The sequence below is a fragment of the Tardiphaga robiniae genome (assembly GCF_001618955.1).
GTDB classification, from domain to species: Bacteria; Pseudomonadota; Alphaproteobacteria; order Rhizobiales; family Xanthobacteraceae; genus Tardiphaga; species Tardiphaga robiniae_A.
Window position 1 is genome coordinate 116,069 of record NZ_LVYV01000007.1, and the last position, 16,433, is coordinate 132,501.

Annotated in this window: 14 protein-coding genes; 6 read left to right on the forward strand and 8 right to left on the reverse strand. The window is 61.4% G+C overall.

Annotated features, from left to right (window positions below):
- Positions 1 to 7: 7 nt before the first annotated feature.
- Positions 8 to 1,186, reverse strand: a complete 1,179-nt coding sequence (locus A4A58_RS11000) for a two-component system sensor histidine kinase NtrB (RefSeq protein WP_068731844.1) — start codon at positions 1,184 to 1,186, stop codon at positions 8 to 10.
- Complete coding sequence (gene dusB, locus A4A58_RS11005; protein WP_068731846.1) at positions 1,183 to 2,217, reverse strand: tRNA dihydrouridine synthase DusB; 1,035 nt, start codon at positions 2,215 to 2,217, stop codon at positions 1,183 to 1,185. Before dusB ends, A4A58_RS11000 begins: the two co-directional genes overlap by 4 nt.
- A gap of 232 nt (positions 2,218 to 2,449) precedes the next feature.
- On the opposite strand from dusB, the gene A4A58_RS11010 reads away from it, so the two are divergent.
- Together A4A58_RS11010 and A4A58_RS11015 are read left to right on the forward strand one after the other, a co-directional pair.
- Entirely contained in the window at positions 2,450 to 3,646 is a 1,197-nt protein-coding gene (locus A4A58_RS11010) for a bifunctional 2-C-methyl-D-erythritol 4-phosphate cytidylyltransferase/2-C-methyl-D-erythritol 2,4-cyclodiphosphate synthase (RefSeq protein WP_068731848.1), read from the forward strand.
- Between the two features lies 1 nt (position 3,647).
- Positions 3,648 to 4,271, forward strand: coding sequence for a CinA family protein (locus A4A58_RS11015; RefSeq protein WP_068731850.1), 624 nt, complete (start codon positions 3,648 to 3,650; stop codon positions 4,269 to 4,271).
- Here A4A58_RS11015 and A4A58_RS11020 read toward each other — a convergent pair.
- The gene (locus A4A58_RS11020) at positions 4,261 to 4,746 is read right to left on the reverse strand and encodes a type II toxin-antitoxin system RatA family toxin (protein WP_068731892.1); all 486 of its coding nucleotides are present in this window, start codon (positions 4,744 to 4,746) and stop codon (positions 4,261 to 4,263) included. The two genes, A4A58_RS11015 and A4A58_RS11020, sit on opposite strands and share 11 nt — an antisense overlap.
- Before the next feature lie 10 nt (positions 4,747 to 4,756).
- Complete coding sequence (gene lipA, locus A4A58_RS11025) at positions 4,757 to 5,716, reverse strand: lipoyl synthase (protein WP_068731852.1); 960 nt, start codon at positions 5,714 to 5,716, stop codon at positions 4,757 to 4,759.
- Positions 5,717 to 5,816: 100 nt separating this feature from the next.
- Between lipA and A4A58_RS11030 the strand changes: the two genes are divergently transcribed.
- Positions 5,817 to 6,419: a DNA-3-methyladenine glycosylase gene (locus A4A58_RS11030; RefSeq protein WP_068731854.1), complete on the forward strand. Its 603-nt coding sequence runs from the start codon at positions 5,817 to 5,819 to the stop codon at positions 6,417 to 6,419.
- Between the two features lie 30 nt (positions 6,420 to 6,449).
- Here A4A58_RS11030 and A4A58_RS11035 read toward each other — a convergent pair whose 3' ends face one another.
- The 4 genes from A4A58_RS11035 to A4A58_RS11050 all read right to left on the reverse strand — a co-directional run bounded on the left by A4A58_RS11035 (position 6,450) and on the right by A4A58_RS11050 (position 12,731).
- Positions 6,450 to 9,323, reverse strand: a complete 2,874-nt coding sequence (locus A4A58_RS11035; RefSeq protein WP_068731856.1) for a valine--tRNA ligase — start codon at positions 9,321 to 9,323, stop codon at positions 6,450 to 6,452.
- Between the two features lie 176 nt (positions 9,324 to 9,499).
- Positions 9,500 to 10,243: a PopZ family protein gene (locus A4A58_RS11040; RefSeq protein ID WP_068731858.1), complete on the reverse strand. Its 744-nt coding sequence runs from the start codon at positions 10,241 to 10,243 to the stop codon at positions 9,500 to 9,502.
- A gap of 291 nt (positions 10,244 to 10,534) precedes the next feature.
- Entirely contained in the window at positions 10,535 to 11,920 is a 1,386-nt protein-coding gene (locus A4A58_RS11045; protein ID WP_068731860.1) for a TolC family outer membrane protein, read from the reverse strand.
- A 232-nt stretch (positions 11,921 to 12,152) separates the two neighbouring features.
- Positions 12,153 to 12,731 (reverse strand): protein-L-isoaspartate O-methyltransferase family protein, encoded by a 579-nt coding sequence (locus A4A58_RS11050; RefSeq protein ID WP_068731863.1) that lies wholly within the window; start codon positions 12,729 to 12,731, stop codon positions 12,153 to 12,155.
- A 346-nt stretch (positions 12,732 to 13,077) separates the two neighbouring features.
- On the opposite strand from A4A58_RS11050, the gene A4A58_RS11055 reads away from it, so the two are divergent.
- From A4A58_RS11055 to A4A58_RS11065, 3 genes are all read left to right on the forward strand, one after another.
- Positions 13,078 to 14,397, forward strand: coding sequence for a tyrosine-type recombinase/integrase (locus A4A58_RS11055; RefSeq protein ID WP_081421818.1), 1,320 nt, complete (start codon positions 13,078 to 13,080; stop codon positions 14,395 to 14,397).
- Positions 14,398 to 14,795: 398 nt separating this feature from the next.
- Positions 14,796 to 14,999, forward strand: a complete 204-nt coding sequence (locus tag A4A58_RS11060; protein ID WP_068731867.1) for a helix-turn-helix transcriptional regulator — start codon at positions 14,796 to 14,798, stop codon at positions 14,997 to 14,999.
- Positions 14,999 to 15,736: a hypothetical protein gene (locus tag A4A58_RS11065; RefSeq protein ID WP_068731869.1), complete on the forward strand. Its 738-nt coding sequence runs from the start codon at positions 14,999 to 15,001 to the stop codon at positions 15,734 to 15,736. Before A4A58_RS11060 ends, A4A58_RS11065 begins: the two co-directional genes overlap by 1 nt.
- Positions 15,737 to 16,433 lie beyond the last annotated feature (697 nt).

Consider the following 16,433-nt stretch of genomic DNA (forward strand, 5'->3'; position numbering starts at 1 on the left):
CCTCGTCTTACGTCTGTGAGGTGTGCGTCGGTGCCACAGGGGCATCGGCGTTGCTCGGATCAAGGGTCTTGTCGTCGAGTTTCTTGGCGGGATTGAACATCGGCAACAGCACGCGAAAAGTCGTCTTTCGTGGCTGAGATTCACATTCGATGATCCCACCGTGATCGCCGACAATCTTCGCTACCAATGCAAGACCCAGGCCGCTTCCGGTCGGTTTGGTGGTGACGAAGGGATCGAACAGGTTGGGCAGCAAATCTTCGGGAACTCCGGGTCCGTTGTCCTTGACGCAGAATTCCAGCGGCAGCGAGACGCGCGATTTCTTGCCCGGCACTGACAGGCGCACACCCGGGCGGAATGCGGTGGTGAGCTGGATTTCGCCGTCGGAGCCGAGATCGACGATGGCTTCCGCAGCGTTCTTCACGAGATTCAGGAACACCTGGATGAGCTGGTCCTGATTGGCCAGCACCGGCGGCAGCGACGGGTCGTAATCCTCGATGAAGCGGATGTTGCGGGCAAAGCCCGACTGCGCGAGGCGCTTCACATGATCGAGCACGGAGTGAATGTTGACCGGGCCGCGCGCCACAGGACGGTCGTCGCCGAACACTTCCATACGGTCGACCAGCGTCACGATGCGGTCGGCCTCGTCCATGATCAGCCGCGTCAGCATGCGGTCTTCCGACGATGCCGACTGCTCAAGTAGCTGTGCGGCGCCGCGGATGCCCGACAGCGGGTTCTTGATTTCATGCGCCAGCATGGCCGCCAGTGCGATCACGGACCGGGCCGCGCTGCGATGGGTGAGCTGCCGGTCCATCTTGTCGGCGATGGTGCGCTCCTGCAGCATCACCACGATATGGCCCGGACGCTCGGTGAGCGGCGCGACATGCAGATCGACCTGACGATCGCCGCCGATGCGGGGCGTGCCCAGATCGACCTTGTATTCGTTCACCGGCGAGCCGGCGGCGCGAACCTGATCGATCAGCGCCAGCAGCGGGCTGCCGAATGGTACCAACTCTTTCAGAGACTGCCTGCGCAGGAACTGCGCGGAAATCTCGAAGAAGGATTCGGCGGCCATATTGGCATCGACGATCTTGCCATCGGGCGCGATCAGGATCACCGGATTCGGTAGTGCGTTGAGAATGGCCTCACTGTCGGTCGGGACAGGGCGACGGTGCTCTGCGGCGTTCATGCGGCGGCACTCCATGCGAAATCGTCAAAGGCTTCATTCAGGGATCGCTGCACGCCGGAGGGATCTTCGGATGTGAGGATCTTCTGTCGCCAGGTCTTCAGGGTTTCAGTCGGCACGCAGCTCGTGGCTGCGGCCGCATCGAGCGCCCAGCCGAGATGCTTGCGTGCGTGGCGCAGGCCGATACGCAGCCCATAGTGACGGACCACGTCATCATAAAGAGCGCAGATATAAGCGAGCTGCTGCTGCAGCGCCGGCACGGCTTCCGCGATGCCGGTTTCGAGACGTCGACCGATCTGGCCGGGCAACCACGGCATGCCCTGCGCGCCGCGACCCATCATCACGGCATCGGCGCCGGACATCTCAAGCGCGCTCACGGCCTTGTCGTAGGACGTAATGTCACCATTGACGATGACGGGAATACTGACGGCGTCCTTCACCGGGCGCACGGCGCTCCAGTCGGCTTCACCTTTGTAGAACTGGCAACGGGTGCGACCATGGACGGTGATGAGCTGTATCCCCGCCTCCTCCGCGCGCTGCGCAAGCTCAGGCGCGTTCAGCGTGCGATCGTCCCAGCCCAGACGCATCTTGAGGGTCACAGGCACCTTTACGGCAGCGATGGTCGCTTCGATCAGCTTCAGCGCATGGTCGAGGTCGCGCATCAGCGCCGAGCCCGACTGGCCGCCGGTCACATGCCGCGCCGGACAGCCCATATTGATATCGATGATGTCGGCGCCCGCCGCTTCGGCCACACGGGCCCCCTCGGCCATCCAGTGGGTCTCACAGCCGGCCAGCTGGACCACATGCGGGCCAATCCCGGTCGCTTCGCAGCGCAATACCGACATGGGACGGCCATTGACGAGATCGTCGCTGGCGGTCATTTCTGACACAACGAGGCCTGCCCCGAGTTCGGCGGTCAGTCTGCGGAACGGCGCATCGGTAATGCCCGACATCGGCGCCAGCACGACCCGGTTGGCGATCTCGATGCCACCGATTCGTAACGGCTTGCTGTATACTGAGTCCGGGGTGGTCACAGACCTGCTCGTCGTTGTCTCGTCCGCTGCATTGCGGGCATAGGGCGCATAATGCGCACATTTGTTGTGCAGTCAACCTTCATGCCTACACATTAGACAGATGCGCTCATTTTGCAAGTGCAGTGCAGCAATGCACTCTTATGCAGCCACGAGAATGTAATCATACTGTTTTTGCCCGCGGCCGTGCTAAGGGCTGTGCGATCACCGCTTACCCCTTAATCACCTGACCCTGATGACAAAATCACCTAATCCTGCCGGTTTGAAGACAGCCGCCATTATCGTTGCCGCCGGCCGCGGCCTCCGCGCCGGAGCCGGTGGACCGAAGCAATATCGCATGATTGGAGGCCGCAGCGTTATTTCGCGGGCTATGGAGCCGTTCTGCAACCATCCCCAGGTCTTTGCGGTCCAGCCGATCACAAATCCCGACGACATCGCTGTCTTCAATGAGGCGGTCAGTGATCTGAGGTATCATAATCCTGCCAATGGCGGTGCAACGCGTCAGGCGTCGGTGCATGCCGGACTGGAAGCGCTCGCAGATCACGCGCCGGACATCGTGCTGATTCACGATGCAGCCCGCCCGTTCGTGACCCCTGCCTTGATCGAGCGCGCGATTGCCGCGGCGCAGATCACAGGCGCTGCCGTGCCGGGCGTTGCCGTCACGGATACAATCAAACAAGTCAACGAGGCCGGTCACGTGGAAGCGACGCCGGACCGTGCGCGCTTACGCAGCGCGCAGACCCCGCAGGCATTTCGTTTCGATGTCATCCTTGAGGCGCACCGTCGTGCTGCAAAAGAAGGCCGCGATGATTTCACCGACGATGCCGCCCTCGCCGAATGGGCGGGATTGACCGTGGCAACCTTTGAAGGCGATCTTGCAAATATGAAGCTCACGACTCCCGAAGATTTCATCCGCGAAGAAGCGCGTCTCGCAGCCTCGCTCGGCGATATCCGCATGGGCACGGGCTATGACGTGCACGCGTTTGGCGATGGCGATCACCTGATGATCTGCGGCGTCCGCGTGCCGCATACGCGCGGCTTTCTCGCACATTCAGACGGCGACGTCGGTCTGCATGCGCTGGTCGATGCGATCCTGGGCGCGCTGGCCGATGGCGATATCGGTTCCCACTTCCCGCCCAGTGATCCCCAGTGGAAGGGCGCGGCGTCTGACAAATTCCTGAAATACGCCGTCGATCGCGTCACCGCACGTGGCGGCCGCATCGCCAATCTCGAAGTGACGCTGATCTGCGAGCGGCCCAAAATCGGTCCGTTGCGCGATGCGATGCGTGCGAAGATCAGCGAGATTTCCGGCGTGGCACTGTCGCGTGTCGCGGTGAAGGCGACCACCAGCGAACGTCTCGGCTTCACCGGCCGTGAAGAAGGTATCGCCGCGACTGCGGCTACCACCATTCGCCTCCCCTGGACGGACTGACATGGCAGCGAGCGACGCACGAGCCCTCTCCCGCGCGCTGCTCGATCTCTGCCGCAGCCGCAAGCTGACGATTGCGACCGCAGAGTCCTGCACCGGCGGCCTCGTCGCCGGCGCGCTGACCGAAATCCCCGGCTCGTCCGATGTGATCGATCGCGGCTTCGTCACCTATTCCAATGCTGCCAAACACGCGATGCTCGGCGTCAAGACTGCGACGCTCGACAGCTTTGGTGCGGTCAGCAAGGAGACGGCGATCCAGATGGCGGTCGGCGCGCTCGAAGAAGCGGATGTCGATCTCGCGGTCTCGATCACGGGAATCGCTGGCCCCGGAGGCGCAACGCCGGGCAAGCCGGTCGGCCTCGTGCATTTTGCCGTTGCGTCGCGTGACGGCCGCATCGTCAACAAGGAATGCCGCTTCGGCGCCATCGGCCGCAGCGCGGTGCGTCAGCGTTCCGTGCTTGAAGCTCTGCGTATGCTGATGGATCTCGCGCGTGGCCCGCAGCCGCCAGCCAAGAAGCGCGAAGCCGCCAGTCTCGCTCGGCCAAGGGTGGCAAGGTCGCCGCGACGGACCGCCGTCAAACGACGCAGGCCGACCGCGCCGCTAAAAAAGCCGACGACTAAGAAGTAGACGGAACGCTCGAGACGCGCGGCACACGATAGACTTCATCCGCGCGCTTCTCGAAGGCTACGGCAAAGCGCTGGAATGCCGCGTCGAACATCGTTCCCATCAGCATCGCCAACATGCGGCTCTTGAACTCATAGGCGATGAAGAAGCCGACGTCGCATTCCCCGTCATCTGCCTTCGGCTCAAAGGTCCAGCGGTTTTCGAGGTTGCTGAACGGACCGCGCAGATATTCGACCATGATCTTGAGGTTCGGCCGATCCAGCGTGACGCGGCTGGTGAAGGATTCCTGGACCAGCTTGAACGACACGGTCATGTCGGCAACGATGACCTCGGTGCCATTCTCATGCGGCGTGCGCTGGCGAATCTTCAGCGACTTGCACAACGGCACGAATTCCGGATAGCGCTCGACATCGGCCACCAGATCGAACATCTGGGAGGCGCTGTGACGCACGCGGCGCTTGTTGGCAAATCTCGGCATTGTCGCGTTCTCAGCGCGCGAGAGCGGCGCGCGCAGCCTGCAGCTTGGCAAAATCCTCACCGGCATGATGCGACGAGCGCGTCAGCGGGCTCGCCGACACCATCAGGAAGCCCTTGGTGTAGGCGACTTTCTCATAGCCGCTGAATTCATCGGGGGTGACATAGCGCGACACCACGTGATGCTTGCGCGTCGGCTGCAGATACTGGCCGATTGTGAGAAAATCGATATCGGCGGAACGCATGTCGTCCATCACCTGCAGCACCTCGTGGCGCTCCTCGCCGAGGCCGACCATGATGCCGGACTTGGTGAAGATGGTGGGATCGATTTCCTTCACTCGCTGTAGCAACCGCAGCGAATGGAAGTAGCGCGCGCCTGGCCGCACCGTCAGATAGCGCGACGGCACGGTTTCCAGATTGTGGTTGAACACATCGGGCTTCGCTGCGACGACGATTTCGAGGGCGCCCGGCTTGCGCAGGAAGTCAGGCGTCAGGATTTCGATCGTGGTCGTGGGACATGCCGCGCGAATGGCACGAATCGTCTGGGCGAAATGTTCGGCGCCGCCATCGGCGAGATCGTCGCGATCGACCGAGGTAATGACCACGTGATGCAGGCCAAGCTTACGAACGGCTTCAGCGACATGCTCGGGCTCCAGCGCGTCGAGCGCGCCCGGCATCCCCGTCTTGACGTTGCAGAACGCACAGGCGCGGGTGCAGGTGTCACCCATGATCATGAAGGTGGCATGCTTCTTCTGCCAGCACTCGCCGATATTCGGGCAGCCGGCTTCCTCGCACACGGTGACGAGGCCGTTTTCCTTGACGATCTTACGGGTGTCGCCATAGCCACGGCTGGTCGGCGCTCGGACCCGGATCCAGTCCGGCTTCGGCGGCGAGAACGAATCCGGCCGATTCACTTTTTCAGGGTGACGCGGGCGGAGTTGCGTGGTGGAAACGGTATCGAGGACGACGACCATGAACTGTCCGTTCTGAGTGAAGCCTTAGGTAATCCGCCGGGCCCTGTCCTGCAACCCGCCCTCGCCTTGCCCGGCCCTGCATCATAACATAGGGGGCAGAATGGCTCCAAAACCTCACCAAATCCCTCAAAAGCTCGGCAAGGCACTCAAACGCAGCTTTTTCGCGCGGAGCGTGCACGATGTGGCCCCCGAACTGATCGGTGCGACGCTCCTGGTGGACGGCGTCGGTGGCGAGATCGTCGAGGTCGAGGCCTATCATCACACCGAGCCCGCGGCCCATTCCTTCAACGGGCAGACGCCGCGCAACCAGATCATGTTTGGACCGCCCGGCTTTGCCTATGTCTACCGCTCCTACGGCATCCACTGGTGCGTGAATTTCGTCTGCGAGGCCGAGGGATCGGCCAGCGCGGTGCTGATCCGGGCGCTGCAACCGACCTTCGGGATTGGCGAGATGCAGCTGCGACGCGGGCTGCAGGATGAGCGCATGCTGTGCTCCGGGCCCGGCAAGGCCTGCCAGGCGCTGGGGATCAGCATCGCGCATAACGGGCTGGCGCTGGACAAGCCGCCGATCGCGATTCATGCCCGGACGGAGACGCCGAACATCGTCGCCGGCATTCGCATCGGCATTACCAAGGCAGTCGAGCTGCCGTGGCGCTATGGGGTGCGCGGCTCGCGTTATCTCAGCAAGCCGTTTCCGAAGTAGCTATAACGCCGCGCTTCGCAGAAGCCCCGCTCACACCGCGTTCTTAAGCCGTTCCAGCGCTTCCAGCGTCTTGGCCTTGCGGGCCTCGGCTGCCTCGCGCTTCTCGCGCTCTTCCTCGACGATCTCTTCCGCCGCGTTGGCGACGAATTTCTCGTTGGAGAGTTTGGCGTCGGCGCGCTTGATGTCAGCCTCGGCCTTCGCGAGCTCCTTGTCGAGACGCGTCTTCTCGGCGCCGAGATCGATCACGCCTTTCAGCGGCAGCGCTGCGACCTCGCCGCGGATCAGGAGCTGGACGGCGCCTTGCGGGGCGACGTCGGCGAAGGAGATATCGCCGAGACGCGCGAGGCGCTTCACGACATCGCTCCAGCGCTGGGCACGGGCCTGCGTCTCCGCCGATGTGCCAGCCAGCACCAGCGGAGTCAGCGTCGCCGGCACGATATTCATCTCGGCACGCACCGAGCGGACCTCCGTTACAAGATCGATGACCCAGCCGATTTCGGCTTCGGCGGAATCATCCTTGAAGTCGGCGACTGGTTCGGGATCGCCCATCAGGATCGGCGCGACGATCGGATCACTCGATGCTGTGGCAATGATCAGGGCCTCCTGCTCGCGCGTCAGGCCGCTCGCCTTGCGTGACCACGGCGCAAGCGCCAGCAGACCGCCGCGCGGCGCGGTGACGGTCCAGAGTTCTTCCGTGATGAAGGGCATGAACGGATGCAGCAGCTTCAAGATCTCATCGCGAGCCCACGCGACCATCGCGCGGGTTTCGCTCTTGGCCGGACCGTCCTCGCCCATCATGAAGGGCTTGGCGAGTTCAAGATACCAGTCGCAATACACGTTCCAGACGAAGCGATAGGCCGCGCCAGCGGCATCATTGAAGCGATAGGCCTCGATGGCTTCGGTGACCTCGCGCGTCGCCTTCACGGTCTCATGCGCGATCCAGCGGTTGAGCACTTCCTTGGCTTTGGTCGGATCGAAGCCGGCCGGCAGCACGCACTCGTTCATTTCGGCGAAGCGGCAGGCATTCCAGAGCTTGGTCGCGAAATTGCGATAGCCCTCGACGCGCTGGGTCGCGAGCTTGATGTCGCGGCCCTGTGCGGCCATTGCAGCCAGCGTAAAACGCAGCGCGTCGGCGCCGTACTGGTCGATCAGGTTCAGGGGATCGATGACGTTGCCCTTCGACTTCGACATCTTGGCGCCCTTCTCGTCGCGGACGAGGGCGTGGATGTAGACGGTCGGGAACGGCACGTCCTTCTTGAAGTGCATGCCCATCATCATCATCCGGGCGACCCAGAAGAAGATGATGTCGAAGCCGGTGACGAGCACATTGGTGGGATAGTAGCGATCCACATCAACCGAGCTCTGCGGCCAGCCCAGCGTCGAGAACGGCCACAGCGCCGACGAGAACCAGGTGTCGAGCACGTCTTCATCGCGGGTGATGAAGCCCTCGCGCTTCGCCGGATCGAGCGCCATCTCGTGGCCCTGCTCTTCCGTGATCACTTCCTGCTCGACATAATAGCCGAGCGCGTTTCCGACCGCTTCTTCCTCGGTCTCGGCGACGAACACCTTACCGTCCGGCCCGTACCAGGCCGGGATCTGATGGCCCCACCACAGCTGGCGCGAGATGCACCATGGCTGGATGTTCTCCATCCACTCGTAATAGGTCTTTTCCCAGTTCTTCGGCACAAACTCCGTCGCGCCGGTACGTACGGCGGCGATGGCCGGCTGCGCCATGGTCTTGGCGTCGACATACCACTGGTCGGTGAGGTACGGCTCGATGACGACGCCGGAGCGGTCGCCATGCGGCACCATATGCGTGTTGGGCTCGATCTTCTCGAGGAAGCCGAAGTCCTCCAGCCGCTGCACGATGGTCTTGCGCGCCTTGAAGCGCTCCATCCCATGTAGTTCTTCGACGAGCTCCGACGCCGCTTCCGGCAGGCCGCGCAGATAGTCCTCGTTATCGGCGAGTGCGAGCTTGCCTTCGATATCGAGGATGCTGATGCGTGCAAGGCCGTGACGGTTGCCGACTTCGAAGTCGTTGAAGTCGTGCGCTGGCGTGATCTTCACCGCGCCGGAGCCCTTCTCCGGATCCGAATATTCATCTGCAACGATCGGGATCAGACGGCCGACCAGCGGCAGAAGCACGTTCTTGCCGATCAGATGGGTGTAGCGCTCGTCATCCGGATTCACGGCGACGCCGCTGTCGCCGAGCATCGTCTCGGGACGCGTGGTCGCAACGGTGATGAACGAGGTCGGATCTTCCGGATCGAAATTCTTGCCTTCGAGTGGATAGCGCAGATGCCAGAGGTTACCCTTGACCTCGACCTGCTGGACTTCGAGATCGGAAATCGCGGTCAGCAGCTTCGGATCCCAGTTCACAAGGCGCTTGTCCTTGTAGATCAAGCCCTCACGGTGCAGCTGCACGAACACCTTGATGACGGCCTCGGACAGGCCCTCGTCCATGGTGAAGCGCTCGCGCGACCAGTCACAGGATGCGCCGAGGCGCTTCAACTGATTGACGATGACGCCGCCACTCTCGGCCTTCCACTTCCAGACGCGTTCAAGAAATGCCTCGCGGCCCATGTCGCGGCGACCGGGCTCCTGGCGCTCCATCAACTGGCGCTCGACCACCATCTGGGTCGCGATGCCGGCATGGTCGGTGCCGGGCTGCCACAGCACGTCGCGGCCGCGCATGCGCTCGAAACGACAGAGCACGTCCTGCAGCGTGTTGTTCAGGGCGTGGCCCATATGCAGCGAGCCGGTGACGTTCGGCGGCGGGATCACGATCGTATAGGGCTCGGCATCCACCCGGTCCGCGCGGCCGGCCTTGAACGCGCCTTCGGCTTCCCAGGCAGCGGCGATGCGGGTCTCGATATCGGCGGGCTGATAGGTCTTTTCGATCATGACAATTCAATCAAATCAGGGGTTTTCGGCCACGGTTTTGAGGCTTGGGGCGAACGCAGGAAGCCGATGGCGCTAGAAACCCGCCAGCGCGGCTCAAGTCAACATAGAGGGCTGTTTAACCACCTCGGAGGGCCAAACGAAGGCCCCGAAAGGCCGTCGTTGCCTGTCTCGCGGGCCTAGCGGCCGCCACCGCGCGAGACGCGCTCGATCTCGGCCTTGACGATGCGCTCGACGAGGCCCGGCAGGTTGTCGTCCAGCCAGGACTTCAGCATCGGACGCAGCATCTCCTTGACGAGATCCTCGAGGGTCCGCGCGTTGTTGCTCAGGACCGTGTTGGCCAAAGCATTGAAGGCCGACTCCACGGACGACACGGTACTGTGCGACAGGATCTGCTGCTGCGGCGCGACGGGCGGCGGATCGTAGGACGGCGGGTCGAAGCGCGGCGCGGGCCGTTGGCTGCTGGCGGCGACAGCTTCGGCGAATTCGAGGTCGTCATCCGGCTCGACATGCTGGAATACGGGTTCCGGCTCGGGGTCGGCGACCATCATCTCGTCGGTCAGTTCGAACACATCACCGTCGGGCTGCGCCGGGCGCACCTCTTCCTCGGTGGTCGCGGCTTCCAGGCTGGCCAACATCGCGTCGATGTCGTCCTGGCTGTTGGAGACAGCAGGCTCCGGCGGCGGTGGCGCGGGCTTCGGGGCTGGCGGCGGTGCTTTGGCGGCGGCTGCCTGCGCGGCAGGAATCGCCGACGGCGGGATGTCTGTCATCGCAGCAGGCTTGGGTGCAGGAGCTGGCTTGGGCGGCGGCGGAGGAGCAACTTCGGCGACGGCCGGCTTCGCTTCGTCGTCGGCGATGATACGTCGGATCGACGCCAGAATCTCCTCCATCGAGGGCTCCTGGACCTTTGCAGGTTGCGTCATGTCCGACTCCGCATCATCAACGCTCTCGTCAATATTTTACACCAGACGAGGCTGAATTTGCGGGTTGTCGTTTTGACGACCGTTCGATTCAGCGCGCAAGCCTGACTTGTCCCCAAGATCAAGCGAGGCCTGACCACCAACTGTCGCGCGGGAAATGCCCAAGGAACTAGGAGAGGCATTCCGAATCGCTAAGCCAGCAATGCAAACGGTACGTCATCGGACAAATTGATTGCAAGCAAAGGGCCGCACAAGCGGCCCTTTCTATACGATATCAGGTGATATCCGAGCGCGTTAGCGCCCGTCGGGCGTACGCACGCCGACCCAGCTATCGCGCACCTGATGATAGTGCACGCTGGGGTCATACACATTGGTGTTCAGCTTCATCACCGTCGGCGACAGACGACCGATTGCGCTGAGCACCGAATAGGAAGCAACGACGCGATCATGCTGCGCGTTCACCAACGCGACACGTGCGTTCACCAGTGCCTGCTGCGCATTCAATACGTCCAGCGTGGTGCGCTGGCCGGCCTTGGCCTCTTCACGCACGCCGTTCAGCGCGATCTCCGATGCCTGCACCTGTGCCTGCGCGGAAGAAACCTGCGCCCTGCCCGCAAGCAACGCGCCCCAGAACTGTACAACAGTCGCGCGCGCCTGATCGCGCGTCTGGTCGAGAGCGAGGCGTTGCTGCGCGAGCGTTTCCTTGGACTGACGGATCAGCGAGTATTCGCCGCCACCCTGATAGACCGGGATCGACAACTGGGCGATGGCGGAAGCGGTGAACTGCTTGTTAACCGCGTAGGTCTGCTCGTAGGCCTGCTGCGCGTTGGCCGTCAGCGTTACTGTTGGAAACAGTGCGCCTTCGTTGACCTTGGTGTTCAGGAAACTGATGTCGACGCCGAACATCGCTGCGGTCACGTTCGGATTTTCAGTGAGGCCGAGCTCGATAGCGGCAGGTAGCGTGGCCGGCAGAAAGCGGTCGACTGGCGAACCTGCCTGCAAAGCCACCGGCTCGTTGCCGATAATGCGGCGGAAATTCGAGCGCGTGGTCGTCAGCGTCGATTCGGCGCTCAGCAACTGCGTACGGCCGGCGGCGAGCTGCGCCTCGGACTGCGCCACGTCGGTGCGGGTGACTTCGCCGACATTGAACCGATCGCGGGTCTGCTTCAGCGTCTGCTCGAGCACACGCACGTTGCTGCGCTGAACCTCAACGGTGGCCGCGTCGCGCAGGTAGTCCATGTAGATAGTCGCGGCGGAAAGCATCACCGACTGTTCCAGCACGCGCAGGCCTTCGCGTGCGGACGATACCTGGCTTTCGGCAGCCCGGGTACGGTTTGCAGTCTGCTGCCCGTTATAGAGAGTCTGCGTGGCGGTAATACCGACGGCGCGTGGCACCTGCGTGCCGGTAAGGTTGCTGGTGGCACCGGCCGCGGTCACGTCGCTATACTGGTAACCCGCGCTCGCGGTGACCGAAACCCTCGGCCGATAACCCGACAAAGCCTGAGGCACGTTCTCGTCAGTGACGCGCACCGAAGCGCGCTGGGCATTCAATTGAGGATTGTTCTGATAAGCGCGAACCAACGCCGCTTCGATCGTATCAGCCAGAACAGGTGACGTTCCGGCAAATGCCAGCAAAAGGGCCGCAGCTGCAGCACCGGTGAGAGCTTTTACGCCGCCCATTCTTGGTAATCCATTCATGCCGTTCACTGATCCGGGCGCACACTTATGGCGACCGAACAGATGATGTCCGTTAGCGAGTCTCCACTCACCATATTCCTCGCATTGGCGAGACGGAACCTCTCGTGGAAACTTGACAGTGAAAACTTGGCGTATGGGACATCCAAGCCACACTTGTAATTACCGCTGGCGATATTAGCGGTGCCCCGATGCCCGATAAGGCGGACAGCCGGCCCTAGAAAACGAATGACGGGAGCTTTTCCATGCCCGGCAGAACCGGTGCGGTAGCATCGAACAGGGGGCGGGAGCCAAAATCCTCGTGGGAATGGGTCACGATCACCGCGCGGGCGGGCTTGGTCAGGGCGAATACGCCCACTAGCTGACCATCGGGGGCCAGCTGCTTGTAAAGCCCGGTCGGCACGACTTCCGTCGCGCCGGCCAGAACGATCAGATCATAGGGGCCGCTTGCGACATCGCCATCGGCCGGCATGCCGGCCGCGCTGGTGACCTGCCCGGCAAACTGGGCAATCACGGCGGCCGCATAGCCCGTGGGGCAACCGACCACCAGAACCTTGTCGGTCGCCTTCACATCGGAGGCTTGCAGCATCCGCGCCAGCACCACCGGCTTGATCAGAAAGCGATTCGGGGCGACTTCGAGGTCGAGATCGAGATAGGCCATGGCGCGCTGGCTAGCCGGAACGAACTCCTCGCGCGGCACCGCGAGCATGGCGTCGATGATGCGCAAATCGGTGACGTCGCTGGGACGCACCTGACCATCAACCATCTTCTGGCGTGCGGTCGAAAAGTCGGACATGAGCAATCCCTTGCAAACGGCTGGAAGTTCCTTTTGCAGGAATTACGGCAGCGCACAGCGGGATGCAAGGTTCGTAAAAACACACCAGCCAACGCACCATCGAGGCGATCCCGAGCGCGGTTTCTGGCAGCTGTTTTTGCGGAAGGATGTTTGGCTCCCCGGGCTGGATTCGAACCAGCGACCATTCGATTAACAGTTGGCTGTCAGCGCATTTCTTTCGGTTTCACTGCGTTACATGGCGCGAGAAATGTCAATCATTTCTGGACTTTAAGCCGACACCACGCAACATGCGGTCTCATCCGGCCACTTTGCATTACGCATTTTTGTGGCCCCGAAGAGGCCCTGAATGCCAAAATCCCGTCACCGCGTGACCCTCACCCCGACCAAGATTGCAGGCCTGAAACCTGCCCTGCTTGGACAGCGCTACCAAGTTATGGACGCGTTGGTTCCAGGCTTCGGCGTTCGCGTCACTGACAGTGGCAACCGAACTTTCATCCTGCGAACCCGCTATCCGGGTAGCGACACTCCGAGTCGTCGGGAGATCGGCAAGGTTGGCGACATCACGCTCACCGATGCGAGAGACAAAGCGCGTATGTGGCGTGACCTCATTCGGCACGGCATCGATCCCGCGGTTCAAGCTCAGAGGGACCGAGCAACTGAGATCGAGAAACGCCAACTGACTTTCGAGGCCGTAGTAAGCGACTTCATTCGAGACAAGCTTCCGAGCGAGCGAAAGGGAAAAGACGCCGAGAGAGAGATCAAGCGCGATCTTCTGCCCAAATGGGCCAGCAAGGCCATCACAGAAATCACTGATCGCGACGTCTCCGCATTGATCAAAGCCAAAGGAAGAGATGGTAAGGTCGGCGCTCGAAACCTATTGGCGTTGATCAAACGGTTCTTCCGGTGGGTCTGCGCCCAGCCAGAATATGGGATGGCCACATCTCCATGTGCAAACATCCGCGCGTCGGACCTGCTTGGAGATATGCCACGGTCAGCTACCCGCGTTCTGTCAGATGATGAATTGTTCGCTTTGTGGCGGGTCGCGAGCCGCATGCCCTACCCGGCTGGCCCAGCGTACCGGCTTCTTGTGTTGACGGCGTTACGCCTCAATGAAGTTGTCGATGCATCCTGGCTCGAATTCAACGCGCGGGATCGCATCTGGGTTATCCCGGAAGCGCGAATGAAAGGGCGAAACAGCGGCAAGAGGCAGGCTCGGTCTCACGCCGTCCCATTGACCGACGACATCCTGGCGGTGCTCGAGATCCTGCCGCGATGGAACGCGGGTCACTATCTCTTCTCAACAAGCGCTGGTGAAAGTCCGGCGTGGATCGGAACCAAGATCAAGCAGCGCCTCAACAAGGGCATGGTGCTCACTCTTCGCGCTCTCGCGCGTCAACGAGGGGAAAATCCGAGCCATGTCTCCCTACCCCACTTCGTCAATCACGACATCCGCCGCACTGTGCGCAGCCAGTTGTCGAGGCTGCGGGTGACAGAAGAAGCACGAGAGGCCGTGTTAGCTCACGCCCGCCCGGGGATTAAAGGAACATACGACCATTATGACTATCTCGACGAAAAGCGTGAAGCACTTGAACTATGGGCCACCCGTTTGCGTGGGATCGTTTCGCCAGCGAGAAACAATGTAGTGAAACTCCGCGCAACGGCTTGACGATACATCGTAGTTCATGCAATGTTCTCTTTGTGCTAATGCCTACCACCGGCTATTCGTTTTGATAGATACACGGACGGCATTTTACCAATAGGAGCACACTCTAGTTTGTTCGAGGCGCCGCCGTTGGCGGTCAAGGAGAAGGCGTGCTTGCACGCTAGCCGGGACTGTAACCGGGCGTGGTCAGCGGCGTTGTGGAGGCTCATTCTCTGCACGTTTCTGCTGGGGCGCGAAAGGCCGAGGACAAACTAACCGGTTAGCTCTCCCCGTTTTTGGAGAGCTAGAGCCCCTCAGGTGGGGAGCGCTGAGCTAAGGCTGGCGCCGGGGAGAGAAACAGGAACCCCTGGGTCTCGCCCCTGAATGCATGCTCATGGCGAGTCCGGTATTGGAGAACCAATATGACCCGCCTGATCCCCTACGACGCGTTAGCGTCGAAATGCATCAATTACTCAAAACCACATCTTTGGCGGCTGGAAAAAGCCGGCAAATTTCCGAAACGCGTCGCAATCGGCGCAGGCCGTTACGGCTACGTGGAAGCCGAGATCGACGCCTATATTGAGGGCAAAATCGCGGAGCGAGACGGCAAGCGAGTGCCGGCGTGATGGGCATTCACGAAGCCATTAGGAGCTTTGCTCCGAACGAGAAGCGGCGGAGGGTCCGCCTCACCAAGGCGCGTGCCGGAAACGTCATGGTCTTTCGCTGCAAAGATCTGACTCGGCTGTTTCGGCACCGGCATGGCGTGACGCTTTCGGACGATGACGCTGGCCGTGAAGACGCCGCACTGATGCTAGCCCATCTGGCAGCCCGCACAGATCCAGAGGAAAGGATGGATCATTTTCTCGATCTTCAGTGCCCATGGATGGCGGCAGGTGATCGCGTGATAGCAAAGGCCCTCGCGGCGAACTCCCGCACCTGGTGGACGGCAGATCAACTCGCCGCACAGGTCAACCTGAGCATGAACGTGCGGACAATGCTGGGTATCACAACAATCGGCGCTATCGATTGTGACCGTGATGCTCGCAAGGCTCTGCGCCTTGAAAAGCAACGGCTGCGACAGAGGGATAATCGAAAAAGAGCCCGCAAGCCATCGAAACCTCTCGGGGGCATTTCGGAACGGGCCTTCGCCATCCGGGAGGTTTTGCCCGAAATCGGGTGGCGGTCGGTGAGAGAGATCTCCGACGGGTTGGCCAATTCAGCCAGCTTTGCCGGACTATCCGCCATCAAAGGTGCCATTCACACCGCGCTAAAAGAAGCCGAAATTCGAGGGCTGGTACGGATCCGGCAGGAGACAGGGCCGCGGGGGCTGCCCGTTAAGTTTGTGGCAAGATGTAGCGAATGACAGAATCAAGCGCTGCGAACTCATTCCTTTAACGGTCAGATTGTTACGTTTGCAGCGTATCCGTAACGCTGCAAACGCCATTTTCTGACGGTCAGCAACGGTCAGAGAAAACCGTTTGCAGCCTCATACAAGCGCTGCAAACGCAACCGTATGACGGTCAGTCGTCTTGGTTTGCAGCACTCTTACTTAATAGTTGTAAACGCCATCAATCAAGCGGACGAAGCCGCGCTAAAGGTTCGTTCGGCCACCGTTCGAATAGCGCCCCTTCCCTAATCGTAAAGCGAACGCGAGCGCCCTACAGGCGCGCATCGAGGTCATCCGCTGGGCATAAAATCGATGGGAGCATTTGACCGGTCCACAGACCTCAACTGAGTTATCTTAACCTCGTAACGGAGGCATATGTGATCCCAACTGCGGTGAAGCCGTGCATATGGACCGTCAAACCCCGCGTATATCAACAGCGCCGGCAGTCCATGCGGTGGAACGATCCTGATGCACCCGACCGTTCAGTGAAACGCTGGTGGCACGGCAGAGCCGTCAGACGATCGAGGATAAGTTCAGATCCACCGACCGCACAATCCAGCCGATACCCAAGCGATGCGACTCGAAGGCTAGCTGCCCTTAATAAGCGTTGTGGCGCCTAAGGGGGCTGTATGGAAAGCGCTAGGATCGCTCGAGTCGACCGGTGGCGATATGC